This is a genomic window from bacterium (assembly GCA_030648955.1).
Taxonomy (GTDB): domain Bacteria; phylum Patescibacteriota; class Minisyncoccia; order Phycocordibacterales; family JAUSHB01; genus JAUSHB01.
In genome coordinates this window covers 18,658-41,752 of record JAUSHB010000021.1, presented here as the reverse complement: position 1 = coordinate 41,752, position 23,095 = coordinate 18,658, and the positions used below count along the sequence as shown (strand labels likewise).

24 protein-coding genes and 1 pseudogene are annotated in these 23,095 nt (G+C 42.2%); 9 read left to right on the top strand and 16 right to left on the bottom strand.

The window, feature by feature from the left end:
- Nucleotides 1-6 precede the first annotated feature (6 nt).
- Together Q7S11_05055 and Q7S11_05050 are read left to right on the top strand one after the other, a co-directional pair.
- Nucleotides 7-1,176 (top strand): glycosyltransferase, encoded by a 1,170-nt coding sequence (locus Q7S11_05055; GenBank protein ID MDO8573090.1) that lies wholly within the window; start codon nt 7-9, stop codon nt 1,174-1,176.
- Complete coding sequence (locus tag Q7S11_05050) at nt 1,173-1,997, top strand: glycosyltransferase family 2 protein (protein ID MDO8573089.1); 825 nt, start codon at nt 1,173-1,175, stop codon at nt 1,995-1,997. The genes Q7S11_05055 and Q7S11_05050 overlap by 4 nt, the downstream gene beginning before the upstream one ends.
- A 110-nt stretch (nt 1,998-2,107) precedes the next feature.
- Here Q7S11_05050 and Q7S11_05045 read toward each other — a convergent pair whose 3' ends face one another.
- The 3 genes from Q7S11_05045 to Q7S11_05035 form a co-directional block, all read right to left on the bottom strand.
- Complete coding sequence (locus tag Q7S11_05045; GenBank protein ID MDO8573088.1) at nt 2,108-2,647, bottom strand: hypothetical protein; 540 nt, start codon at nt 2,645-2,647, stop codon at nt 2,108-2,110.
- 462 nt (nt 2,648-3,109) lie between these two features.
- Complete coding sequence (locus tag Q7S11_05040) at nt 3,110-3,460, bottom strand: hypothetical protein (GenBank protein MDO8573087.1); 351 nt, start codon at nt 3,458-3,460, stop codon at nt 3,110-3,112.
- Between the two features lie 113 nt (nt 3,461-3,573).
- Nucleotides 3,574-4,005, bottom strand: coding sequence for a hypothetical protein (locus Q7S11_05035; protein MDO8573086.1), 432 nt, complete (start codon nt 4,003-4,005; stop codon nt 3,574-3,576).
- Nucleotides 4,006-4,206: 201 nt separating this feature from the next.
- Between Q7S11_05035 and Q7S11_05030 the strand changes: the two genes are divergently transcribed.
- On the top strand, nt 4,207-4,425 hold the full coding sequence (locus tag Q7S11_05030; protein ID MDO8573085.1) for a hypothetical protein: 219 nt from the start codon (nt 4,207-4,209) through the stop codon (nt 4,423-4,425).
- 56 nt (nt 4,426-4,481) lie between these two features.
- Here the strand turns inward: Q7S11_05030 and Q7S11_05025 are convergent, their stop codons facing one another.
- The 5 genes from Q7S11_05025 to Q7S11_05005 are packed head-to-tail and all read right to left on the bottom strand — an operon-like array spanning nt 4,482 to nt 8,531.
- A complete protein-coding gene (locus tag Q7S11_05025; protein MDO8573084.1) occupies nt 4,482-5,228 on the bottom strand; it encodes a PfkB family carbohydrate kinase in 747 nt (248 codons plus the stop codon).
- Complete coding sequence (locus tag Q7S11_05020) at nt 5,225-5,485, bottom strand: GIY-YIG nuclease family protein (protein ID MDO8573083.1); 261 nt, start codon at nt 5,483-5,485, stop codon at nt 5,225-5,227. The genes Q7S11_05025 and Q7S11_05020 overlap by 4 nt, the downstream gene beginning before the upstream one ends.
- A 23-nt stretch (nt 5,486-5,508) precedes the next feature.
- Nucleotides 5,509-6,549, bottom strand: a complete 1,041-nt coding sequence (locus Q7S11_05015; protein MDO8573082.1) for a transketolase C-terminal domain-containing protein — start codon at nt 6,547-6,549, stop codon at nt 5,509-5,511.
- Entirely contained in the window at nt 6,542-7,492 is a 951-nt protein-coding gene (locus Q7S11_05010; protein ID MDO8573081.1) for a thiamine pyrophosphate-dependent dehydrogenase E1 component subunit alpha, read from the bottom strand. The genes Q7S11_05015 and Q7S11_05010 overlap by 8 nt, the downstream gene beginning before the upstream one ends.
- A gap of 4 nt (nt 7,493-7,496) precedes the next feature.
- Nucleotides 7,497-8,531 carry a zinc-binding dehydrogenase gene (locus Q7S11_05005; protein ID MDO8573080.1) on the bottom strand — a complete coding sequence of 345 codons (1,035 nt, stop codon included), beginning with the start codon at nt 8,529-8,531 and terminating at the stop codon, nt 7,497-7,499.
- A 96-nt stretch (nt 8,532-8,627) separates the two neighbouring features.
- On the opposite strand from Q7S11_05005, the gene Q7S11_05000 reads away from it, so the two are divergent.
- Genes Q7S11_05000 through Q7S11_04980 form a run of 5 tightly spaced genes read left to right on the top strand, consistent with a single transcriptional unit; the run spans nt 8,628 to nt 13,301 of the window.
- On the top strand, nt 8,628-9,896 hold the full coding sequence (locus Q7S11_05000; protein ID MDO8573079.1) for a hypothetical protein: 1,269 nt from the start codon (nt 8,628-8,630) through the stop codon (nt 9,894-9,896).
- 6 nt (nt 9,897-9,902) lie between these two features.
- Nucleotides 9,903-10,811 (top strand): glycosyltransferase, encoded by a 909-nt coding sequence (locus Q7S11_04995; GenBank protein ID MDO8573078.1) that lies wholly within the window; start codon nt 9,903-9,905, stop codon nt 10,809-10,811.
- Nucleotides 10,808-11,587: a class I SAM-dependent methyltransferase gene (locus tag Q7S11_04990; GenBank protein ID MDO8573077.1), complete on the top strand. Its 780-nt coding sequence runs from the start codon at nt 10,808-10,810 to the stop codon at nt 11,585-11,587. The genes Q7S11_04995 and Q7S11_04990 overlap by 4 nt, the downstream gene beginning before the upstream one ends.
- Nucleotides 11,584-12,366 carry an FkbM family methyltransferase gene (locus Q7S11_04985; protein MDO8573076.1) on the top strand — a complete coding sequence of 261 codons (783 nt, stop codon included), beginning with the start codon at nt 11,584-11,586 and terminating at the stop codon, nt 12,364-12,366. The genes Q7S11_04990 and Q7S11_04985 overlap by 4 nt, the downstream gene beginning before the upstream one ends.
- The gene (locus Q7S11_04980) at nt 12,363-13,301 is read left to right on the top strand and encodes a hypothetical protein (GenBank protein ID MDO8573075.1); all 939 of its coding nucleotides are present in this window, start codon (nt 12,363-12,365) and stop codon (nt 13,299-13,301) included. The genes Q7S11_04985 and Q7S11_04980 overlap by 4 nt, the downstream gene beginning before the upstream one ends.
- 181 nt (nt 13,302-13,482) lie before the next feature.
- On the opposite strand, the gene Q7S11_04975 is transcribed toward Q7S11_04980, so the two are convergent.
- Nucleotides 13,483-14,628: a glycosyltransferase family 4 protein gene (locus tag Q7S11_04975; GenBank protein ID MDO8573074.1), complete on the bottom strand. Its 1,146-nt coding sequence runs from the start codon at nt 14,626-14,628 to the stop codon at nt 13,483-13,485.
- 53 nt (nt 14,629-14,681) lie between these two features.
- Here Q7S11_04975 and Q7S11_04970 point away from each other — a divergent pair, with 53 nt between their 5' ends.
- A complete protein-coding gene (locus Q7S11_04970) occupies nt 14,682-15,722 on the top strand; it encodes a glycosyltransferase family 4 protein (GenBank protein ID MDO8573073.1) in 1,041 nt (346 codons plus the stop codon).
- A gap of 20 nt (nt 15,723-15,742) precedes the next feature.
- On the opposite strand, the gene Q7S11_04965 is transcribed toward Q7S11_04970, so the two are convergent.
- The 7 genes and pseudogenes from Q7S11_04965 to Q7S11_04935 all read right to left on the bottom strand — a co-directional run bounded on the left by Q7S11_04965 (nt 15,743) and on the right by Q7S11_04935 (nt 23,087).
- The gene (locus Q7S11_04965; GenBank protein ID MDO8573072.1) at nt 15,743-16,357 is read right to left on the bottom strand and encodes a methyltransferase domain-containing protein; all 615 of its coding nucleotides are present in this window, start codon (nt 16,355-16,357) and stop codon (nt 15,743-15,745) included.
- Nucleotides 16,354-17,418 (bottom strand): glycosyltransferase family 4 protein, encoded by a 1,065-nt coding sequence (locus tag Q7S11_04960; GenBank protein ID MDO8573071.1) that lies wholly within the window; start codon nt 17,416-17,418, stop codon nt 16,354-16,356. The genes Q7S11_04965 and Q7S11_04960 overlap by 4 nt, the downstream gene beginning before the upstream one ends.
- Entirely contained in the window at nt 17,415-18,572 is a 1,158-nt protein-coding gene (locus tag Q7S11_04955) for a glycosyltransferase (protein MDO8573070.1), read from the bottom strand. The genes Q7S11_04960 and Q7S11_04955 overlap by 4 nt, the downstream gene beginning before the upstream one ends.
- The gene (locus Q7S11_04950; GenBank protein ID MDO8573069.1) at nt 18,569-19,573 is read right to left on the bottom strand and encodes a glycosyltransferase family 4 protein; all 1,005 of its coding nucleotides are present in this window, start codon (nt 19,571-19,573) and stop codon (nt 18,569-18,571) included. The genes Q7S11_04955 and Q7S11_04950 overlap by 4 nt, the downstream gene beginning before the upstream one ends.
- A gap of 44 nt (nt 19,574-19,617) precedes the next feature.
- Complete coding sequence (locus Q7S11_04945) at nt 19,618-20,850, bottom strand: glycosyltransferase family 4 protein (GenBank protein ID MDO8573068.1); 1,233 nt, start codon at nt 20,848-20,850, stop codon at nt 19,618-19,620.
- Between the two features lie 80 nt (nt 20,851-20,930).
- Nucleotides 20,931-21,419 carry a hypothetical protein gene (locus Q7S11_04940; protein MDO8573067.1) on the bottom strand — a complete coding sequence of 163 codons (489 nt, stop codon included), beginning with the start codon at nt 21,417-21,419 and terminating at the stop codon, nt 20,931-20,933.
- 720 nt (nt 21,420-22,139) lie between these two features.
- Nucleotides 22,140-23,087: pseudogene (locus tag Q7S11_04935) on the bottom strand (SDR family oxidoreductase).
- Nucleotides 23,088-23,095: the final 8 nt, after the last annotated feature.

Below are 23,095 nucleotides of genomic sequence, written 5' to 3'. Positions count from 1 at the left end.
ATTTTTATGCCCACACTCAGCATCCTGCGAGCTTACAGTAATAAACTATCAAACAAGCTCTGGGGTGTTGTTCATGTACCAGCTATAGGCAAGAAAAAAGGTGACGTTCTTCTTTCTTACATCACTGAACCATTCACACGTGCGCCATGGGAGCGCTTTACTGACCCACATACCAACAAATGGGAATGTGCTGAGATTGCGCGTTTGTTTTCTATACGTGGATACGCAGTCGATATTATCAATTTCAATAATCCCAAATTCATCCCTCGCAAGAAATATGCGGTGTGCATAGATATTATGCAAAACTTTGAACACTTGACCAAATACTTACCGACTAACTGCAAAAAAGTTATGCACATCACTTCTGCTTATGGCGAATTTCAAAACACCACTGAGAAACAACGACTTCTAGACCTTAAGCGACGCAGAAATATCTCCCTCAAGCCACAACGTACAGAGATTGTCTCAAGCAACCCAGCATATGCTGATTTCCTCGAGGGGCTCGGGAATCAAACCACACATGCCACATACGCTCAATTCAAGAAACATATCTATCCAATCCCCATATCAGTTGCGCGGGAATTTGATTTTCCGGAACAAAAAGATTTTGAGACTGCGCGTACGCATTTTTTATGGTTCGGCGGGGGCGGCGCAATACTTAAGGGACTTGATATTGTAATCGAGGCATTCGCTACCCTGCCTGAATTATCTTTGCACATCATTGGCCCAGCTGCCTATGAAAAAGATTTTGAGCAGGCGTATGTAAAAGAATTTACCTTACCGAATATTACCCGCTACCCTCGCCCACGCATCGACAAAGGTGGTGTAATGACTGTGGGTGGTATTCCATTTACTGAGATTGCAAATAAATGCGCAGTAATGATTTACACTTCAGCTTCCGAAGGGACGTCGGGCGCGGTTGTACAGGCAATGCATGCCGGACTTATCCCGATCATCACAAAACAAACAGGGATTTCCGAGGATGCGCCGGTCATCATTTGCGATACACCTACCGTAGAATCGATCCGCAATCTCGCTATGCAAACCGCCAAAACCGACCCCTCCGTTCTCCGTAAAAATGCACGCAAGGCATGGAGTTATGCGCGCGAGCATCACACACAAAAAACTTTCAGTGAAGCATACTCACGTTTTATTGATGATATACTCCATCTATGAACGAACCTTTGATTTCAGTTATCATACCAACACACAATAACGCAGATACTGTTCATACTGCGATTGATTCAATTGTACGACAAACCTATAAAAATCTCGAAATAATCATTATTGATGACAATAGTACAGACGACACTAAAAAGGTTGTTGGATCAGTTACACAACAGGATGCGCGGGTCAGATACTATTCTTTGCCAGAAAATGATGCGGAGCGTTTTGACCCCATTCTCAACCGCAATACTAATGCCGGATATGCGGCACGCAATTTCGGTTTCACAAAAGCGACAGGCGCCCTCATAACCTTTCAAGATGCTGACGATGCATCACTGTTAAATCGCATCGAGGTGCAGTACGACCTTCTCACTAAATACAATGCGATACATCTTTGTACAACCGTCGCACCTTTTGATAAAAAGCGTATTGGAACTACGCTCAATATGAAAAATTATCCATCAGTAGAAGACAATATGGTTGGCCCAGACGAGCTCTACGCTCTCTCGCAAACAACAAAGGGCCTAATTGCAAAACTTTCCCCGATTCTCAACGCGCGTATCTCTTTTCATTTCAAACGTCTGCGCGTTATTAACAAACTTTTCTTTGGCTCGCTCGCGCCCTATCCCAGCGCAGGAAACAGTCCGCTTTTCAAGCGCGAAGTTATTGAGAAAGTGAAATTTAGAAAACTATCCGACCGCATTTGGCCATCCTTTATGGGACGCGGTGCAGATCGGGATTTTAATTTTCAAGTAGCAGAAACATTTAAAAATAGCTATGTATTCCCTATCCCACTCTATATGTGGAGTAGAGAGTCCATAAAAAAATAATTTAGAATTTGTAATAAAAACGAGCTCCTCCCCGCAGTTCCTGCGGGGTTTCCCAGTAAAGAAAAAGCGCCACAATCCCGAAGGAGTGTGGCGCCGAAGAACTGCAAAAATTACGCTGGAACCATTGAGATTGTCGCTGACAGCGCACAGTGGTCGCTTACACCAGGGCGCAGGATTACTTCTGACACCTCATGGAGATCGTAGGAGACAAAGTCCCCGCCGTATCCTTCGCAAATCATGAAGTAGTCTCTCACGACCCTGATACCTTTGCGTACAGCCGGATGTTCCGGATCAAGCGTGTTGTCGATTTCGAGTGGCACGCAGTCACGAAACTTTTTGTCGATGAACATTTTGTAGATCTCACTATTGCGACCAAAATTCATGTCGCCTACCAGCACAATCCCATTACGTCTGCCGGCCTGTGCGAGAACAAAATGAATCAGTGAGCGTGTACTCTGTCGTTGCACATCGTTGGTGACACCGCCACGCACCCACTGACCATGAGTGGTGACCATACCGTACTCAATGTCGTCTTTGATAATATTGGCACAGATCACTACACGATCTTCCGTTGATTCGACCAACCGATCGTTTTCAGTCGTCGGAGTGATACGCTGATTTTTATTGTCGACACCTTGCAAGTCCTTCAACTTGCCGTCGCCCCATGTCGTGTGGTACACGATGTCGGTCATCGGGTAACGCGAAAGCATCGCGATACCTACCACCGCTCGCTCGCCGTTGATCAAGTGATTTGCCATTGGACCAAAGGCAATATGCGGGAATTGCTCAAGAAGTGACAAATCGCGAAACGGAATGTCTTGCAAGCACAGGACATCTGGCAGAGCCTCAGTGTTACCGAGGCTCTGTATGTAAGCGCGAGTCCGATCCTGAAGGAAACGTCCGACGTTGAGACTAGTAACTGTGAGACTTTTTTGCTGGGGCATTTTACCCTCCTTTCAATGTCAATGATTGAATACGCAGGGAAATCCTGCTCTAATACTCTGACTTAACTATAGCACGGAGATAGTCTGTCTGTCAATACTACGTTCAAGAAATATTCTAACAAAATAATAAACCGCCTCCCAACGGTTTATGTTGGTGGCGGTTTTACTTCACGGCCGACGCTCTTCCTTGAACTCAAGCACCGTGCCGGCTTTTGCGCCATCGAGGATGTGCAGGACCTGATGGTCCTTATACACGTCATGATGGCTAGGAGCCGGGTCGAACTTCACCACGTTGTGCACGGCGCATATGACCTTTGCGCCCAGCATCTCCATGCAGTTGTGGTCGCCGAAGATTTTCGAATGCAGTACGACTTCGGTCTTTTCGCCGGAATCTGACTGCAAGAGCACTTTGGTCAACCTTTGCTGGGGGACTACCTCGATAATATTTCCGACCACGAGCGCGACCATGGCCATGGCACTGCGGTTATTAATCGAGTCGAGACTGAAATACTCACGCATGGTTATCTCCTTGAAGGGTCAGATTGAACGTTCACAGCAAGCCGAATTGCCTGTCCTGGTATATTTTATATCATAAGGATGTATATCTGTCAATCCCTCTGGGGGGGTCTGGTTTAACTAAGTAGGAACGCGGCGACTATCGCCAGTATGAACCCGATTCCCTGCTTGAGACTTACTCCGTGATTTATGACTACATAGAAAATTGCAGGAATAGAAATCTGTACAATGAGAAGGAGAACATAAAGGGTACTTAAGTGGAGAGGAGATGTCTTCCCTACTACATCACTCAAAAAAAGAAGAGCGAGCGCCGCAAGAACCCCCGCGCCAATCGCCCACCACCAATTAACCGATGTTCCTTGAGTAAATTCTTTGAACCCACCAACCCACCAAAGAAGTCCGAATGCTGCAATAAGCGATACCGCGCTATAAACTATTGCCACGGGTGCGCCAATAAGCCCGCTTCGCTGCATAACGAGCGGCCAAGCGCCAGCGGCTATTCCGGCGATAATAACTTCGACGTAAGGGTTTAGTAAAAAATTAAGCATGATTTTTATTATATCGTTTCTTTCAATCTTATACAAAAGACATAAAAAGGCATGTAAATTATTTCTTCTGTATCTTATATCAAAACCAGCAGGTCATATATTTTACCCACAGCTATTGACAAAATATAAATAACGTGTACTATAAAAATTAGAAATAAGGTCGGGGAATACCCCTCGATCTCAACAACGGAGAAGCCGACCATGTACACACTCATTTTGCTTTTTTCGCTTTACACTCCTTACGGTAGTGCAGATATGGAAGCCATCAAAATTGATGGCTTCCCAACCATTGAGGCCTGCCAGACCGAGGGGAAAAAGACAACTACCGATATGGGCGACAAATCCCAAAAGGGCTCGGGTTTTATAGACTCAATACTACGAGCACAGTTCTACTGTATCAAGACTGGCAAGGCGTTGTAGAACGTCTTGCCGATTCCCAAAACGCCATGACTTCATGGCGTTTTCTCATATTTACCTCAATAATTCCCCTGTATCACCGTAACACCTCTGTGTTTGACTACTTCAGACGCGCACTCGTTTGCAAACATAATTGCTTTCTCAATATCTCCCGTTTCAACATATTTCACAAGCAGTGCTGCGAAAAAGCTGTCTCCTGCACCAGACGTATCTTTTACTTCGACCTTGTTCATCACCGCATATTGCTTGCCCCTAAAATAGGCCCCCTCTCCTCCTTTTGTGTGAATTATTTTATCTGAAATAATCTTAGATATATATGGTTTTGATCGTTCATACTCGTAGTTGTTTATTTTAATGAATTTCGCTTTTGCCGCCCAATCACCTAATATTTTTTTAGTATCAATAAACACATTATTATGGTGTTCAATAATGTAAGTTATATCCTCCTCATGTAAAAATCCTTTGTTGTAGTCAGAAATAGCAATGATGTCATATTTTGAAAGTGGGATGCTCTCTACATTAACTTGCGGGATATGGTGATCCGTATCAACACGAATAAATATATGGTTTGTATTAAGATGCATGTAGCGTGTCTTGGTCACTTCCCGCCATTTCTCGTTCGTATATAGATCGACTTGAGGGAAAATGCCCTTGATGTTTCGTTCGACATTAGCCGCCATCCCTGGATTTTCTTTTTGTTCAACGGCGCCGAGTACTGGAATGGGCAAATCCGGAGCCAGACGTTCGGCATTGCAATACACAAAAATATCTCTACAACTTTCCCCTATTACCAATATCTTTTTCATCCCATTAGAGACAGGAAACGTTTTAATCTATTCTTTATATATCGTTTACCCATTCCCGATTTTAAATATAACTCTCTCGACCTTGTATCTTCTTCGTTATGACACGCTTCATAATATATCAGTTCCCAAGGAATTCCCTTTTTTGTCCAACTAGATTTGCCATTGTTGTGCTCTTTAAAACGTTTCCGTAGATTATTTGTGCTTCCAGTATACCATCGTTTATTCTTCTTGCTTTTCAATATGTAGATATAATACATAATTGATTTATCTCTAACGGGATTCATATAATCGTCAACGTTGGTGCTAGGTGGAGCTCTTCAAAACTTAATTTTTTATCAACCTTTGGCTTATTGAACAAACCAAGAATTGAATTGGCGATATCTATTTTTGTCGGATAGTAAAATTCGGTCAATGCGGTGGATGTTGGGCATGGAACATTGGGACAAGCAAGAGAAGTGGGCTTATTTTTCAAATGTATTGATTGATTTTGTGCCACCTTGGAAATAATTTCTGACCCGATATTAAAGGCTTCATTGGTAGTATCAACACACAAGAGTCTTCCCGTCTTTTTGACCGATTTAAAGATCGTTTCGTGGTCAATGGGATTTATGGAGACAACGTCTATCAATTCAACGTCAACGCTATCGCCAATGATCGAAAGCGCTTCAAGCGCGGAAACCAGACCGTCCCCATAAGAGACGACGGTTATGTCTTTCCCTTCTTTCATAATCTTTGCTTTATCAAGCGGTTCACCATAGATCTCGACCGGAACATCTTGTTTTAGTTGAAAAAGCCATCGAGGTTCAAGAATAACAACAGGATTTTTATCTCTCAAAGCAGAGACAAGGAGCCCCTTCGCCATTTTAGGGGTAGACGGTATCACCACCTTAAGACCCAGAACATTCCCAAACAATGAATACAGGGCTTGGGTATGCTGTGGACCGTTACCCCACTGTCTGCCGACGTTGATTCTAAATACAATCGGCACGTTATTGTTCCCACCAAACATATAATTCCATTTTGCTGCTTGAGTGAAGATCGAGTCTGAAGCAAATAAAGCAAACTCCACTCTTCCGTGATGAACAATCGGACGAAGGCCATTAATCGCCGACCCGACTGCCATCCCCGTAAACGCAGCTTCGGACACCGGTACGTCAAATACCCTGTCGGCATATTTCATTTTTAGTCCCGAAGTGGTGCCATCTGCACCGTTTTTATATGAAACCCCAAGACCAATAACAAAAACACTTGGATCGATTTCCATCACTTGGTCGGTTGCTTCCTTGATTGCTTCAGTATACTTAATGATTCTTTCAGGCATAGAGGTTGGTATATAAACTTTCTTTAGGCGGATATTTTGAATCCATTGCAAATTTAATGCTTTCCAAAACGTTCTTTTTTATATCATCTTCAACATCAGACAATTCTTTTTCCGACATACCGCTTTCCAAAAGAACTTGTTTTATTTTTTTTATTGGATCTTTTTCCTGTCTTTTTTCCAAAACATCTTCTTCTCTGTATCCCTCATCAAATATAGGCGCGCTGTGTGCCATATGTCGATAGGTGATGCACTCCAAAACAACGGGGACCCCCGTGCGCACTTCTTCAACCAAATTTTTTGCTTTTTTTGAAACATCTTGATAATCATTGCCGTCGGCACGAACATACTTAACACCAAAACCAGTCACAATTTTTTCAATATCGTAATTTGGAGACCTTCTGTCATTCAATTTCGAATTAACGGCGAACAAATTATTTTCAACCACAAACAAAAGCGGTAACTTAAAAAGAGCGGCGAGATTGAGGGTTTCATACACTATCCCTTCTTCAAAAGCACCGTCGCCAAAGAACGCTACCGTTACGTCATTTTTTTTACTGTATTTCTGCTCAAAGGCGCTACCACAGGATAACGGCACGACACTGCCTAAAATCGGTGTTGTGCCGACAAAATTTACCGACTTATCGATCATGTGCATAGAACCTCCTTTACCGTGAGCAAGACCATTTTCTTTTCCTAAGAGCTCACAAATCATTTTCTTCAAATCTCCTCCCTTGGCCAAATAATGCCCATGAGAGCGATGATTGCCCAAAACCTTATCATCTTTTTTTAGAGCGTCACACACCCCGACAGCCACAGCTTCTTGTCCAACATAAAAATGCACAAAACTCATAATTTTGTTTTGTAGATACAGATTGGCGATCTCTTGTTCCGCCAGCCGCATGAGGAGCATTGTTTTGTATGCTTGCAAAAAATCCGATTTCATCGCCTTACATTTCTATGAGTATTCTGCTTGCCTGACCCGACCTGACCAAATCAACAGCCTCATTTATTTCATTCAGGCTCATCCTGTGCGTAATTATTTCGTCAACTGATATGATGCCCGCCTTATGCATTCTGATATATCTGGGGATTTGCTGGGTGGGTGAAAACTTACCCCCTTGGGTCGCTTTTATCATTTTCCCCTCACCGCCAAATAAATGATGGGCATTCAAGAGCTCAATACTCTCGCCCGGTTTTGGCTGTCCTACTAAAATATATCTACCGCTGCCGGAAAGTAACGGGATTGTGTCCTCTAAACTTTTTTTATTGCCGGAAGTATCAATAATCACGTCAATATCTTTCATTCCAAAAACTTTATGCATTTCATCCTTAATAGAATTTGTTTTACAATTTACATAAAGATGTGCTCCCAAAGATTCAGAAACTTCTTTTTTATTGTCATGAATATCTATGACGATAATCGGGTGGGCACTGGCGGCCTTTGCTGCTTTTATTAAATTAACACCGAGACCGCCTGCGCCGACGATCATGACACTTTCACCAAATTTCACGTTCGCCTCTTCATTTATCGTTCCCAGAGCAGTTGAGAGTCCGCATCCAAGCAGAGCACAGAGTTCATTGGGCGTATCGTGGGGAACGGGAGTGATCCTATTTTCGGATACGATGGAATATTCGCTTAAGGTAGTAACCTTTCCGCTTTTCATTGGTTTCCCTTTGAACATGTAAGTCGGGAAGTCAGACTCAATGCCATCCCCCTTGCGCCAATGCATAACAACCTTGTCCCCCTTCTTTACTTTGGTGACCCCGGGGCCAATATCGTCCACGATACCACACCCTTCATGTCCAAGAAGATGCGGAACAAACTTAGCATTGCCCTTGTTCCCCGCAATCTCCTGCAGTTGAGAGCCGCAAATCCCGCTCACAAGAATTTTAACCAAAACCTGCCCGAATGACAGCTCAGTTAAAGTGACTTCGCCAACGGTTAATGGACTATTTATTTCGACTAGAATAACTGCTTTCATTTGCCAATATTAACACAATAACTTAACATGATACATGTTACGCTTCCTAGAATTACAAATCTTACTAAAGGTCAATTTTAAATTAAAAAACGAAGTATGTCCAGTATACTGCTTTATCACCATCTTGGTCTCGGCGATCATTTCATGTGCCATGGTATCGTTCGTGAATATTGTAAAAAATATGAAAGGGTGGCAATTTTTTGTTACGCACACAATTACCCTACGGTGTCATTCATGTACCGAGATCTGCCGAACCTCACAATCATCCAAGGAGATGATGTGGCGGCGAAAGAATTCATTAGCCGAAATGCCTCTCAAAATGGAAAATCAAAATACGATGAAGTAAAGATTGTTGGATTTCAAAATTTGAATAGGAGCGACGGCATCCCCCTTGAATGGCAGTTTTACCAGATCGCTGGTGTCCCTCTCGAAAAAAAATGGGGTAGTTTTTTCATTAAAAGAAATATTGAAAAAGAACGGGCGCTTTTCAAAAAAGTTGCCCCGCAAGGAAACTATGCGTTCATCCACGAGGACGTCCCTCGAAAATATGTCATCAAAAAAAACCTAATCGGTAATGATTGCACTCTTTTCACTCCAGAAAAAGAGTTTACAAATAATATTATTGACTACTGTACCATCATCGAGAAAGCAAAAGAGATTCACGTTATTGATTCATCGTTCATGTTTTTGATCGACTGTCTTCCTTATAACAATCCAAACCAAAAACTCTACATCCACAGATATGCCCGAGACAATAACGAGTGGCAATTACCTATCCTCAAAAAAGATTGGTATATTTTTATTGAGAGACATGATAAGCGAGAGCCGGTTAGAGACATACTCCAAAAATTTTCTAACTCCAGCGTGTCTCTATTGAATACCACTCTTATAAAAAGGATGGTACGCAAGATTTTCATGACCATGAACTGGAGCATGATCCGACCAAAGCGACCCGATCTTAAGGCCCTCATTCAGCGGTATGTTCCCGGGAAATCTCTTGTAATTATTTCCACCGAAAAAACCACGAAGAACTCCTATGCAGCAGCCGCACAAGAAATGGGAGCAACAGCGACAAATACAACCACTATAGAAAAAGCAATGCCCGCAGATATTGTATTTTCCCCAGAGACATCTTCAAAAAACTCGAGCCTACTCGTCCTATTTAAACAATTACGTTCATTAACAAACCAAATTCTTATTCTCAATATCTCTTCCGTTGTAAAATCATCAAACAAAAAAGATAAGGATGATCTCGTGGCGAATGAGATAGAATCGATGCTTACGCAAGCAGGATTTGAAGTAAGAGAAAAACACTTGTTCCCCCTTGAAACATGTTTCGTATGTCGAGCCGTTTCCGCTCAATAATATCGTATGAAATTTTCTATCGTCACTCCGGTCTATAACGGAGAAAAATACATTGCCGAAACCATTGAAAGCGTCCTCTCGCAAAAAGGGGATTTTGAGATTGAATATATTATTGCTGATGGCGCTTCGACAGACAAAACAATTGAAGTCATAAAATCTTATGCGTCTCGCGTAAACATGGGACAATATCCCATCTATTGTAAAAAAGTAACGCTTCAATGGTTCTCCGAAAAAGACCGCGGTATGTATGACGCAATAGAAAAAGGATTCGCACGAGCCACAGGTGATGTGATGGCGTACATCAACGCGGATGACAAATATTTTCCGGAGGCATTCGCCACAGTCGCAGGAATTCTTGTTCAATATCCCGACATAGAATGGGTCAAGGGTATCAACACTACCTCCAACGAAAGGGGTGATATCATTGCGCAAGGGTCTTGTTTTCTGTATCGACAAGATTGGCTTCAGAAAGGCATTTACGGTCGCAACGCATATTTTGTACAACAAGACAGCGTATTCTGGAGACGGTCGCTTTGGAAAAGGGCCCGTCTGCACATCTCGTCATTGCGCCTTGCAGGAGACTATGCACTTTGGACCGCCTTCGCTTTGCACACACCTCTTTGGTCATTTAATAAACGCGTGAGTGTCTTTAGGGAACGAGCTGGGCAATTAAGTGGCACAATGGAAGAATCCTACCGACAGGAACAGGAAGCCATAGCGCCGCACAATTTTTTTATCGAAAAAAAAGTTATGTCGTTCTTCTTATTGCAACGCTTTTTAAAATTAAACCAAAAAAATATCATTACAAGAACCATGTTTTTCATCCTCTTTCCTTTCTGTAAACAACAATGGTATATTGACTTCGACACTCGCGGAAACCCCATAAAAAAGAAGGCACTATCTTATATTGTATGACCTTACGCACAACCCTTAAACAAATATCCATATTCAAATGGGCGATTATGTTTTTACGTTCCCTTAAAAGGAAACACGGCATCACGACAACCATCAAAGAATTCGTTGGATTCTCCAAAGATTGGCATGAGTACCAGAAGCTCCCTAAAAACCTATCATTCACCCTTGCAACGGGCGACATATATCCTCGCCTCTTTGATAGAACGGCTATAACAGGGATCGATCCGGTTTATTTTTATCAAGATACATGGTGCGCAAAAAAGATTTTTGAAAATAAACCTGCGCATCATTGCGACGTTGGCTCAAAAGCCGATCTTGTTGGCACGATCTCTCAATTCGTGCCAACCACTATGGTTGATATTCGTCCGCTTGAAGTTTCCCTACCAGAACTTTCATTTGTGAAAGGGAGCATCCTTGCACTTCCCTTTAAAGATGGCGAGGTCGCGTCTTTGAGTTCGATTTGTGTCATCGAACATATCGGCCTCGGACGCTATGGCGACCCCCTTGATTCCTTTGGCTCTGAAAAAGCAGCTAAAGAACTTACGCGTGTTCTTGCGCCAGGCGGCTCGCTCTATATTTCCGTTCCTGTCGACAATAAGAATAAGGTGTACTTCAACGCCCACCGCGCTTTCACACGCGATTACCTTCTAAAAATATTTTCTTCACTTGTACTTTTAGAAGAAAAATATATCTATGGGTATAAAATTTCAAACACCTATAATCCTGCTCGGGGTTTTGGTACCGGACTCTATTATTTTAAAAAAGAAAAGATATGAGCGGCTATGTGGCACGATCAAAAGCACGGTTGATTGACCTAATGTTATTCTTTGGGTTTTTCCAAAGGATCATAGGAATGAGATGGGTTTCTCGGTGGAAAAAAAATTATACGCTTGCGGAACAAGAGCTCTCTATTCTCCCCCAGATACTCAAGAATGGTTCGACTGTTTTTGACATCGGAGCTAATCGTGGCGAGCTTAGTTTCTTTTTTGCCATCAATTGCGATGCTAAAAAAGTATTTTCTTTCGAGCCACAGCATAGGATGTTTGGGATACTCCAAGGTGTCGCAGAAAGCATAAAAAATATAACGCCCGTCAATATCGCTCTTTCTGATTTCATGGAAGAAAAAATATTGCGAATCCCTGTCAAAACTACCGGCAGATACACTCCTGCGGCATCATTCGAAGAGCTCCATGAAAAAAATCTCAAAGAAGAAAATGTGCGCGCCGAAACGCTTGATGGTTTTGTTGCAAAAAATAACATCACTAGGCTGGATTTCATAAAATGCGATACCGAGGGTCACGAACTTGCGGTATTGAGAGGGGCAGAAAAAACACTTGCGACATTAAGGCCGATATTATACATTGAAATAAAAGACGCAAATAAAAAGTTTGTTTTCGATCTACTTGAAAACAAAGACTACCTTCCCTACCAGTTGAACAACGAGATCTCTTGTCTTACTCCAGTGACCGAAATGCAAACGAGTCGATCAGAAAATTATTTTTTCTTTCCCGCCGAAAAGAAAAAACAGATAATGAGAATATTTAATCGAGAATGAAAAAAGTGATCATCTTAAAACATGGCGGAGGAGAGCTGGCAAACCAGCTATGGAACTATATAAGTATCTATGCTTACAGCCTTGAGAGAAATCGTGAATGCGAAAATCATTCATTCTTTGAGTACGCCCATTTTTTCGACATTCCCCAGATAAAAAATAAGACTATTTATTCCGTTTTTTTTAGTCCATTTCGCAATTTCATTGGTCGCCGAAGCGCTCTCCGTACGCGTTTTTTTCGCGCGCTCTATAAGGCTTACATACTCTTCGTGTATACGACAAGGCGAGGTTCTATCGTTTCTTCAGTAAATAGCACAAATACGCCGTTCTATCTGCCGCCGTCACATTTATCTAAGAAATTTTTTTTTGATGCTGAAAAAAATAATGACATGCTTTATTTTGACGGCTGGCTTTTCAGAAACCCTGACGGGATTGCGAAATATCGCGATAAAATTATTCACTATTTCACCCCCAAAGAATTTGTTCGCCGTACAATCGACTCGACCATTACTCCACTCAGAAAACGATATGCTCATATCATAGGTGTCCATATCCGCCAAGGAGATTACGCGACTTTCAAGAATGGACAATATTTTCTTGAAACACTGCGTGTGTTTGAAGTATTAAAAGAATATCTCAAGGAAAATGTGAGGCAACGAGAAGAAACCATATTCATTATCACTTCAGACGGCAGTATTGACGAGAATGATTTTCCCGGTCTCAATATTATTTGCCCAAATGGTAATACTGTGGAGGATCTTTTCACACTTGCGACAACTGATGTCATTATCGGCTCTGACAGCAGTTACGGAAACCTTGCTGCGTACTTCGGCAATATCCCGCATATTGTCATGACGAAAGAACCGATTGATTGGGTGTACTATCGAGGTAAAACAAAGTACTTCCCCACAAAATACTGCACGATGGTGCACTTTTAGAACCCGTCTCAAAATAAACCGTGGTGGATATAAGGAAAACGATACCTGACTACTGCGAGCATCTTTTCTCGGCTACGACTTGTCGCTCAAACAAGCCGTATCTTAATACGCCTTGTTCTCCGCAACTGCGTCTCGCATGAGAAAAAATGCTCTCGTTACGCCATTTATTTTGAGATGAGTTCTAGTTTCTTTTTTCTACAAAATTTAAAACCCTCCCCGCTCGCTTGTTCCACGTATGAAGTTCTACAAAACGATATGCGGTATCGGTGATCCTGCTTACCAAGCTCTGATTCTCAAACGCAGTAATAATGCCACGCGCCATTGCTTCAGGATTATCAGGGGGAACGATGATTGCATTAGTGGTATCAAGTATCTCTCTTACCGAAGGAATATCGGTCGCGACAATGGGCCGCTTGCTTGCCATATATTCAAAAAGCTTCATGGGTGAAGTATAATACTTTGAAATATTTTCCCGTGCTGTGTTCGGAAGCACAACAACATCCGCCGCTTTCTGCCATAGAGAAATTTCACTATGTGGACGATGCCCCACGATATGAAGATTCAAAATGTGTCCGAACGATTTCTTAAACCGTACGACATCTTCACGAGTCCCTCCTACGACATACACTTCTGCACGACCACTTAAAATCCCCGCTGCACGCGCGAGGGTGTCAACACCTTTCCAGCCATAGAGATGCCCCGTATAGAGGGCTATGGGTGTTTGAGACTTAATACCAAGTTTTGCACGGGCTTCTTCTTTTATGGTGACAATATCAAATTGAGCTATCTCGACTGCATTAGGTTCGTAGAGAAGCTTCGTGCGGGATATATTAAATACTTTTGCGATATGTTCAAGCTTCCAGTGGTTTGTAACAATCGCACCCTTGATGCAACGCAAGAGTAACGCATAGAAAGAACGGTTTCTCTCCGGCATATCGTGAATCTCATAAAAAGTATTCTTCCTCACGAGTGACGTAAGAAGGAGTGGCAAGTGCTCATTGGAGTAAATAATGCTTGAGCGATCGCTTCGCATGAGGATGTATATCAATGTCGCGAATGAAAAGACTGTCATACTCACGTAGAAGGCGACGCGTGAAAGAACCGGGATTCCAAAAAGATCGAGTGTCGGGAGATAGACGATACGAAAGTTTTTACGAATACCGTAAAAGCCGTAGGGATCGCTATGATCCACCCCCAGGCGACGCGGCACTAAGAGCGTCACCATATACCCCTCATCCGCAAAAGCCTCACTGCTTTTCGCAGTAAACAAAGAAGCAGCTTTTTCGCTGGGGAACCGACCGTGGAATATAAGAAAAAGTGTTTTCATGATCTTTCGTGGTAAGAATACTATAGCAAATTTGGTGATATACTTGTATAAATATGAGATTTTGCTATATACAAACCAAAAACAATTATGCCCCGGACAAACACCTTATCGATGGGCTTCGGGAAAACGGGCATACGGTCATTGAGCTTATTGAAGAGAATCTCGGAATAAAAAAATACATGCGACTAGGAGCAAAGTTCCTTAAAAACAAAGGCTCCTATGATGCGGTGATCGTGGGATACACATTACCGCACTTCGTTCCACTCATAAGATTTCTCACTCTCAAAAAACTTATTTTCAATGCAGTCGCATCCCAATATGAAGCGAGCGTTATCTCTCGGAACAATCAAAATCCATGGTCATTGAGAGCGGTGAAATCGTGGCTCATTGATTTTTTTTCTTTCCACCTATCGTCAAAAATACTTCTTGAGAGTAGCGCACAGGTCAATTTCGTACACGATCTTTTTGTCGTCCCGAGAAAAAAGTTGGTTAGGTCTTGGATAGGCGTTGATGAAAAAGTATTTTTCCGCGATCCATCGATAAAAAAACATCCGAAATTTACCGTGCTTTTTCGCGGAAAGTTTTTGCCAGAGTCGGGTATTGATACCATCATCAGAGTAGCGAAACTTCTTGAGAATAAAGATGTGCATTTTTTCGTTATCGGCCATGGGTTTCTCTATAAGATGGTAAATAGCCTTGTTGACGAACTTAAACCAAGGAATCTAAGTATCACCCAGGAGATACTCCCTAATGACGAACTCAGGGAAAAGATGCTTTCCTGCCATATAAGCCTAGGCCAACTCGCCGACCATCCACGGCTTTCTCGCACACTGCCATTTAAACTCTACGAAAGCTTAGCGCTTGGTCTCCCTTATTTGACCGGCAAAAACCCCGCGATTCTTGAACTCCTCAAAGATGGCGAGAATTGTATTACTGTAGAGCCCGGCAACCCTACAAAGCTTGCGGAAAAGATTCTCTTTCTTAAAAATAATCCGGCGATGTTGGCAAAAATTGGAGAAACGGGATACAAGCTCTATAAAGAAAAACTTACCTCAAAAAAATTGGCTCATGAGTTTATTGAATCTTGTTTCTAGAACAGACTAGCGGATATATTCTATTTTTTTGCCGTAACAAAATAGCCGAGCGGGTATCGTTCTTTCCCGTAAAATTTCTTTTGATCGATCAAACCAATGAAACGATCTGCCCACTTGCTCAAAAAAGCATTCGATATTCGTATGATCGCGAATTTCTGAAGATTGTACCTAAGCTGATTCCCGGCGCTCATACTTCCGTAACCAAGAGACTCGACAATAATGTCTTTAAAGCCAACTTCCTTTAGAATGCGCTCCAGGGCTTCTCCTGAAAAACGAAAATAATCGTGCGGCGAAGGATGGATCTGTATCAAAAAAGGGACGAGCATTATGAATGTTCCGCCCTTGCAAAGCGTGCGGTGTGCTTCGCTTAAAAACTGCCGGTAATTGAAAATATGTTCAAGAATATTCATACACACGACCGCGTTATATGCGTCGCTTTTTACCGGGAATACTTGCTCAAGATCGGCATAAATATCACACCCGTTCGTTTTATCCAGATTCACGGTAGTGAATGTGTGTTTCCCGTGGATGAGCGTATGATAATCGGCATTACGCGATCCACCAAGATCAAGAATAGCACCATCGATTGATACAGTGGACAATTTTTCGTATGAAAGTTTTCTCCATGGTGTCATAGTGTAAGATGTTTAAAGAGCGTGCGTGCAAGTAACGTCAGGCTTTGTTGATCGATCACATGTGTTCTCAAAATCGTGCCATATTTTTCTTTTACTTCAATATCAAGCTCCAATAGAGATTTCAATTTCCTTGAAAGATCCTCGTCGTTATTTTCCTTGAAAATAAACATATCGTCTACTTGACCCTTAAGGTTGAGGTTCGAGGTGAGCACCAGACTTTCACACGCCATCGCCTCGAAGATCGTTTTGTCATACATGCCACTCGGACTCGCATTGATAAAAATATCGTGCCGAGCATAAACATGCGGCGTTTCGTGATTGGGGATACTATTTTTAAACGCCACACAATCACCTAAAGCATATTCTTTGACCTTCTCTTTTAAGGATGCGAGATACGGAGCATCTTTTGATAAAGAATCGCCATAGAAATCAGCGGTAAAATCAGTCCCTGTCTCGTTTAAGCGATGCAGGGATTCCATAACAAGCTGAGGCTTCTTTACCGGCGACATGCGTGCCAAAAAGAGAACTGATTTATTCTTCCGTTCAATACTCTTGTCACGATGGAAATAATCCGTATCAATTCCCACTGGCATAAAAACTGTTTTTTTGAACTGTGCGGTGAAAGAATATTTTGATGTGCAAAATACTACATCGGAACAAAAAACTGCGATACGGGTGAATATAGTGCCAAAATGGTGATTGCGCCACATGGTTATTTTTTTTCTCAATAATTTCCACAGAGGCGCTCCGAGAAGTACGTATTCCTGATTCATGTGCACGAACACGGTGTCATAATTATTTCGCAAAGACCAAATGTGGCGATAAAACTGAATTAGGTATTTTGTCCGCGCAAGTCCGCGTGCTAGTCCGCGCAAGTCCGCGCTGAGTTCTTTACCGAGTGAATATACGGTTACATTTTTAGGCAGATCGTACTCTCCTTGTTCAAGGCATATCACAGAAATATGATCTGCATGCTTTGCAAATTCAATAATCCAGCGATGAAAAAATCCCAGGATTGGGTCATTTTTGTCTACTTTTTGCGTAATAATCAGTAACTTCATGGCGTGTTGAGACAATACTCCCACGATGCCTTGTAGCGGTCAAGATATGACTGCTCATCGGTCGTGACAATATTCCCTGCGCGTGCCTCAAGTTTAAGCGCGTATACCCTCCTTACACTCTCGTGTTCGATGAGCCGTGCAATGTTTTGTGTAATACATGATTCGTTTCCAACAGAACAAATGAAGGAACTCTCGTCGTCAAGAATAAGCTCCCGTGCAATTCCAACATCCGTGGTGACAATGGGGCAACCGACTGACGCCGCTTCAACGAACATTCTACCAAACCCCTCATAATTTGAGGTGACAAGAAGCATATCGGCGGTTTTATAATATGAAGGGAGATTTTGTCGCCATCCTTCAAAAACTATACTATTCTCGAGCATCTTTTCACTAAGAGCTAATTTTTTCAGACGTATTTTTTCACTTCCCTCCCCCACAATTACAAGCCCTGTTTTGGGGTGACGCGGCAAAATATTTTTGAGTGCTTGTATAGCCAGAGGAATGTTTTTCTCGTGTTCAAGGCGTGCGACCATAAGTATAATGAAATCAAACTGGGGGTATTTCTCGTGAAGATTGAGTAATGGATCAGTAATTTTTATTTTTCCGAGATCGACAAAAACAGGAAGAACGGTTATGGCCTTAGGGTTCACACGAGGAAATCGTTTGAGAATGAGATTTTTAATCGTATTTGATACAACGCGGATACAATTTGCTTTTGGGATAAGAAATGTTGCAAGTTTTACACGTATTTTATTGAGTTTTGACTCATGGACAAAATGGGGGTTTAAGAAGTCGGTATGTATCTGAAGTTGAAGACCGAGTTTAAAACGTTTGGCGATTTTGTAACCCGCGTATCCTGACTCAAACGGGTCTTGCGCAGTGACCAACCACAGTGAAGCGCTCGTCGAATGCGCAGAAAGTAATTTCTTTCCGATAGAAACCGCGCTCCAGACATAGAACCATCTGTCAAGGGAGTTTGTCGGATAAATCCAGGTGTTCTCTGATATCTGTTGTGGGGTAAGATTCGCCGAACGTTGAGAAAAAACAACCACATGAAGTTCTTCGGTAAGGCGACCATACTTCACCATACGCTCGCGCACTTCCGTACCTTCCATAAAAAGATTTCTATCACTGCCGATACTGATAACTTTCATATAGTTTTGTAAATTCCCAATAGTTCCCGGGCAATTTCGTCGTATGAATGAGTGTATGAAAAACGCGTGATGTGTTCGACATACCCATTATAATGGTTTTGGTCGGCAAGGTACACAAATTGCTCCGCAAGTTCTAATGCATTGAGCGGATCAATAAAAATACCGCACCCCGCAAGCCTTTTTTGAAGACCGGTATGTTGTGTAAGAATGAACGGCTTCCCGAACATGATTCCTTCAAGTACAAGATTCGGACTTATATCAGAAATCGACGGAACCACAAGTGCGTAACACTTTCTTATTCTTTCCATGAGAGCATCGTGGGAAATATTAGTAAGAAGTTCAAGGCTAATGTCGGCAACTTTTTCTTTTGCTTTATCGAAGGCAGCGTTAAGTGTGTCGGTATTCTTTAATATAATAGTTCTTCCTGCCCATAAGAATTTTTTTTCAGCAGGAATGGTGTTTTTTATCTTTTTTCCATAGAAATTTTCAACAATAAAGGTTTTCTGTTTGTCGAGACCATACCCTTCCGCAAAAATATCTCTTTGCCATTCAGTGCTAAACACAATTGCATTCGCGTTATGGAGTAAATTTTTAGTAAGGCGGAAGATTATTTTTTCTTTCAGCGAAAGATTCCGCTTCAATCTATAAAATTCGGAAAGTGGTATCTTTTCTCCCGTTCGCTCAACATATGACTCCCAGAGAAAATCCCCTCCGGTGCGCACAATGATTTTTTTGCCCGTGATACGTGCCGCCCAAACTGCTGGAACACCTGTGCTTAATGTATCAAGTGCGATAATGCATTCAACGCCACAAAGAGAAAAGCTGGCACGCAAAAAATACACAACGTGGCGCAGACCTACAGGAATCTTTCTTTCAATTCCATAAGTAGCAACACGCACGGTATTGCCAAGTTTTTCAAATGAGTTTTTTAGCTCTTGCGCATAATGCGCTGGCCCACCAATATGGGGAGGATATATGCCCGTGGCAATAAGGATTTTCATATCTCACAGAATATCGTACTAGACCTTAAGTTACAACCGGTCTCCTATTTTGACTTTGTGAGTAATGGCTTAAATACTTTTTCTTGCATATCCACCGCAATTTTATCCCAATCATACTTTGCGAACGCAAGCTCACGGGCATTTTTGATAATTTCATCACGCAATTTTTTGTCTTCAAGAAAACGCTTCACTTGCCGTGCAATACCTTCCGGGTCGTGAGGATTAACAGCAAAACCTGTCGGCTTTTTATCGGGATTGCGATCAGGGTCAAATAAAAAATCGGTAATCCCTCCCTCTTGGGTTGCGATCACCGGAATCCCTGCCGCCATTGCTTCTATAAACGAGTTCCCCATTCCTTCGGAGAGCGACGGGCGTATAAAAATATCACAAGCTTTAAGATATTTTGGTATTTTATCCACGGGAACATACGGATGAAAATGCATTCGCTTGGATACCTTCAAGGACTCCGCCAAGTCTTTATACGTCTGTTCTTGCGGTCCATCTCCAATCATGAATAGGTGTACATTTTCCGGCAACATGGGAAGCGCTCGGATAATATCATCAAGACCGTTTTTCGTAACATAACGTCCTGTATGAATAAGCCACGTTTCATTAATCTTTTTTCCAAGCCCCTGTTTGAGTGTGTCAAGCTCTTCTTTCGTATAATCTTGTGAAAAATGTTTTGTATTCACCCCGTTGGGGATTATATGTATTTGCCCCTTAAACCCCATTTCTTCCCCCCACCGAGCAAGAAATGTTGAAATTGTCTGCATAACATCAGCTTTTTTAAATCCACGTACAAAAAGTGGGTAAAGTGGAAGCATGGTGCGCTTGATATGATCAATCGGGTCTCCTTCTTGGAGTGTAAGGGCGTAGGGTATGGAAAGATGGTGTGTTTTAAAAATACCTGCGGGCACTGCGCATGAATGCGCCATCATCGCCCAAATGCCGTCGTAGTGATATTTCTTATGTAAACTCCCTGCCTTCCATGCGGCAAGAAACTGAAATAAGAATTTATTCAAATGAAGCGGAAATTTTTTGATGTCCACCATGGTCGGATTTTTTGATGTAAATCCGATGCGATGGACAGTCACATTACCAATTGTTTCTGTTTTTGGGAGTGTTGAATCAAACCGAAGTGTCACCATGTGAAATTCAATTTCTTTCGGATCAATCCTGTCAGTAATCTCTTTGACGGCAACCTCCGCCCCGCCCACGTGTTTTGGGTAGTATGCAAGAGAAAAGATGAGAATTTTTTTGACTCTTTCTTGTGACATTGTCTCTATAGTAACCCCTAAAGTACAAAAAAAGAAGCGCACGGATTTTTAGTCCAATGCGCTTCACTTGTTCAAATGATTCAATAGTCCGGATTTACAAGCGGACTGAGGTAGTTCGATTTCGTCCGCCAATTGAACCAATAGTGATGCGGTTCGAAAACAGCATAGTAACTTCCCTTCTCATCCCGCGGGTAATGAAATCCGACAACCCGCCACTTATCACTTCCCTGGCCTTGAAGAACTACTACACGAAACAATATGTCGTAATTGTCGCGTTGACCAATATAGACAATCCGACTACGGCATGATGTTTCGGTGCTGATAGAGTCTGGCACAATCCGTTCGCACAACACTGAAGACCATTGTGGGTTAATACGTACGAGATCCTGTTGTGCTTCCGGAAGTTTCCCTAATCGAGCACGGAAGAAGAAATCAACAGCAACTGCAACCGAGTTTGTGAAGTTGTATCCATAGTCGCCTAGATAGCGGTCGAATTTCCTTTCTTCATCCAGTATTTCCGGCGGTTCTATAACTCTTGTCTTTCTCCTTAAGAAGCTAAGCATTTTCATCTCCTTGTAAAAGGACGATTCTTTAGGTGAGTAATCACATAAAAGTTAAGCATACGCTTAACATCAAACATGATAGCATATCTTTATATTTTTGTCAAGCTACTTCGGGCGATGGAGTTTTCGCTCTTGTTTATTGAGGAGATCCGCATAGGTTCGCCGTACTTGATTCACAAAACCACGCACATTTCCCCCACGTTCGGTCATTTGCGGAGTAATTTGGTAAAGCAATGATTTTTCGTCTTCGCTTAAATTAGAAACATACACGGATGATGCTTTGCACAAAATACCTTTACGAATTAAATCAATGATTTTTTCTGCAACCCCCTTTTTTCGAATAAGTTCTCGGTCATCCAAAGAGATGAGAAACATGGTATCCGGGTGAATTCTTGAAAAAAGAATTCCTCCTAGTCCCCCATAGCTTGCCATAATAGACCATACAAAACGATATTGATGTTCTTTGTGAAGTGCGTGCGCTTTCATGGTCCCCAAAATCGGAAGAAGGTATTTATCAAAAGAACTTCCCATACCGAGACGGTAAATTGTGTCGGTGCCACGCTGTTCAATAGAAGGAAGTCCGCTGCGAAAACGTGTCGTGATAATATGAAATTCAGTATCAGGCATCTCTTGAGAGAGTTCATAAAGGGCGCGCTCAGCAGGACCAAGGTCGGGATGATAGGTTGTTGCAAAGACAAGTACTTTTTTGTCCGATCGCTCGGCGGTACGAAAATATTCAATCGTTTTTTCAAGCCCTTTTTCAAGTGGTATCTTCGGCTCCCACCCGAGTTTTTCTTTTGCAAGCGAAATATCGGGACAACGACGTTTGGGGTCATCCGATGCTCCCTTCACATATATAATTTTTGATACGGAATTTGTTTTTTTGATTACGAATTCTGCAAGTTTCTTCATGGTGATCTCGCCGGGATTACCCAAATTTACAGGACCGGTAAATCCGTCTTTTTTTATCATCGCATCCATTCCCGCAACAAGATCATCAATGTATTGAAAACTCCGTGTATTGCTTCCATCGCCGTAGATCACCAAATCTTTGCCATCCAAAGCGTTTAAAATAAAATTCGTCATTGCGCGACCATCATTGGGATCCATTTGAGGTCCGTAACTATTGAAGATCCGAATAATTTTAATATCCACGCCATACTCGCGATGGTAATCCATAAAAAGCGTCTCGGCACAGCGCTTACCTTCGTCGTAGCATGCTCGCGGACCTAAAGTATTTACATTGCCTCGATATGATTCTTTCTGCGGAGTTTCAAGCGGGTCGCCATAAATTTCCGAGGTGGACGCCTGAAGAATACGTGCGTTGTTCTTGCGCGCAATATCAAGCATATTAATAACGCCTGTCGTATTACTTTTTGTGGTATGCACCGGATCATATTGATAGCTTGTATACGATCCCGAACACGCAAGGTTGAAAATCCAATCAATCTTTTCATTGATCACCAGCGGATCAATAATATCCTGTTTAATGAATGTGAAGTTTTTATTTTTGAAAAGGTGCGTGATGTTCTTGGGCTTGAATGTGGTCTGGAGATTGTCCACACAAATGACCCGATGCCCTTCACCCAAGTATTTTTCAGACAAATGCGAGCCAATGAAGCCCGCCCCACCAGTTACAAGTATTGTTTTCTTAGCTTCTTCTTGTCTATTCATGGAGAAAC

Coding starts and splice junctions, on each gene's coding strand:
- Q7S11_05055 (MDO8573090.1), top strand. CDS start 7: ATGCCCACACTCAGCATCCTGCGAGCTTACAGTAATAAACTATCAAAC.
- Q7S11_05050 (MDO8573089.1), top strand. CDS start 1,173: ATGAACGAACCTTTGATTTCAGTTATCATACCAACACACAATAACGCA.
- Q7S11_05040 (MDO8573087.1), bottom strand. CDS start 3,460: ATGCGTGAGTATTTCAGTCTCGACTCGATTAATAACCGCAGTGCCATG.
- Q7S11_05035 (MDO8573086.1), bottom strand. CDS start 4,005: ATGCTTAATTTTTTACTAAACCCTTACGTCGAAGTTATTATCGCCGGA.
- Q7S11_05030 (MDO8573085.1), top strand. CDS start 4,207: ATGTACACACTCATTTTGCTTTTTTCGCTTTACACTCCTTACGGTAGT.
- Q7S11_05025 (MDO8573084.1), bottom strand. CDS start 5,228: ATGAAAAAGATATTGGTAATAGGGGAAAGTTGTAGAGATATTTTTGTG.
- Q7S11_05020 (MDO8573083.1), bottom strand. CDS start 5,485: ATGTATTATATCTACATATTGAAAAGCAAGAAGAATAAACGATGGTAT.
- Q7S11_05015 (MDO8573082.1), bottom strand. CDS start 6,549: ATGCCTGAAAGAATCATTAAGTATACTGAAGCAATCAAGGAAGCAACC.
- Q7S11_05010 (MDO8573081.1), bottom strand. CDS start 7,492: ATGAAATCGGATTTTTTGCAAGCATACAAAACAATGCTCCTCATGCGG.
- Q7S11_05005 (MDO8573080.1), bottom strand. CDS start 8,531: ATGAAAGCAGTTATTCTAGTCGAAATAAATAGTCCATTAACCGTTGGC.
- Q7S11_05000 (MDO8573079.1), top strand. CDS start 8,628: ATGTCCAGTATACTGCTTTATCACCATCTTGGTCTCGGCGATCATTTC.
- Q7S11_04995 (MDO8573078.1), top strand. CDS start 9,903: ATGAAATTTTCTATCGTCACTCCGGTCTATAACGGAGAAAAATACATT.
- Q7S11_04990 (MDO8573077.1), top strand. CDS start 10,808: ATGACCTTACGCACAACCCTTAAACAAATATCCATATTCAAATGGGCG.
- Q7S11_04985 (MDO8573076.1), top strand. CDS start 11,584: ATGAGCGGCTATGTGGCACGATCAAAAGCACGGTTGATTGACCTAATG.
- Q7S11_04980 (MDO8573075.1), top strand. CDS start 12,363: ATGAAAAAAGTGATCATCTTAAAACATGGCGGAGGAGAGCTGGCAAAC.
- Q7S11_04975 (MDO8573074.1), bottom strand. CDS start 14,628: ATGAAAACACTTTTTCTTATATTCCACGGTCGGTTCCCCAGCGAAAAA.
- Q7S11_04970 (MDO8573073.1), top strand. CDS start 14,682: ATGAGATTTTGCTATATACAAACCAAAAACAATTATGCCCCGGACAAA.
- Q7S11_04965 (MDO8573072.1), bottom strand. CDS start 16,357: ATGACACCATGGAGAAAACTTTCATACGAAAAATTGTCCACTGTATCA.
- Q7S11_04960 (MDO8573071.1), bottom strand. CDS start 17,418: ATGAAGTTACTGATTATTACGCAAAAAGTAGACAAAAATGACCCAATC.
- Q7S11_04955 (MDO8573070.1), bottom strand. CDS start 18,572: ATGAAAGTTATCAGTATCGGCAGTGATAGAAATCTTTTTATGGAAGGT.
- Q7S11_04950 (MDO8573069.1), bottom strand. CDS start 19,573: ATGAAAATCCTTATTGCCACGGGCATATATCCTCCCCATATTGGTGGG.
- Q7S11_04945 (MDO8573068.1), bottom strand. CDS start 20,850: ATGTCACAAGAAAGAGTCAAAAAAATTCTCATCTTTTCTCTTGCATAC.
- Q7S11_04940 (MDO8573067.1), bottom strand. CDS start 21,419: ATGAAAATGCTTAGCTTCTTAAGGAGAAAGACAAGAGTTATAGAACCG.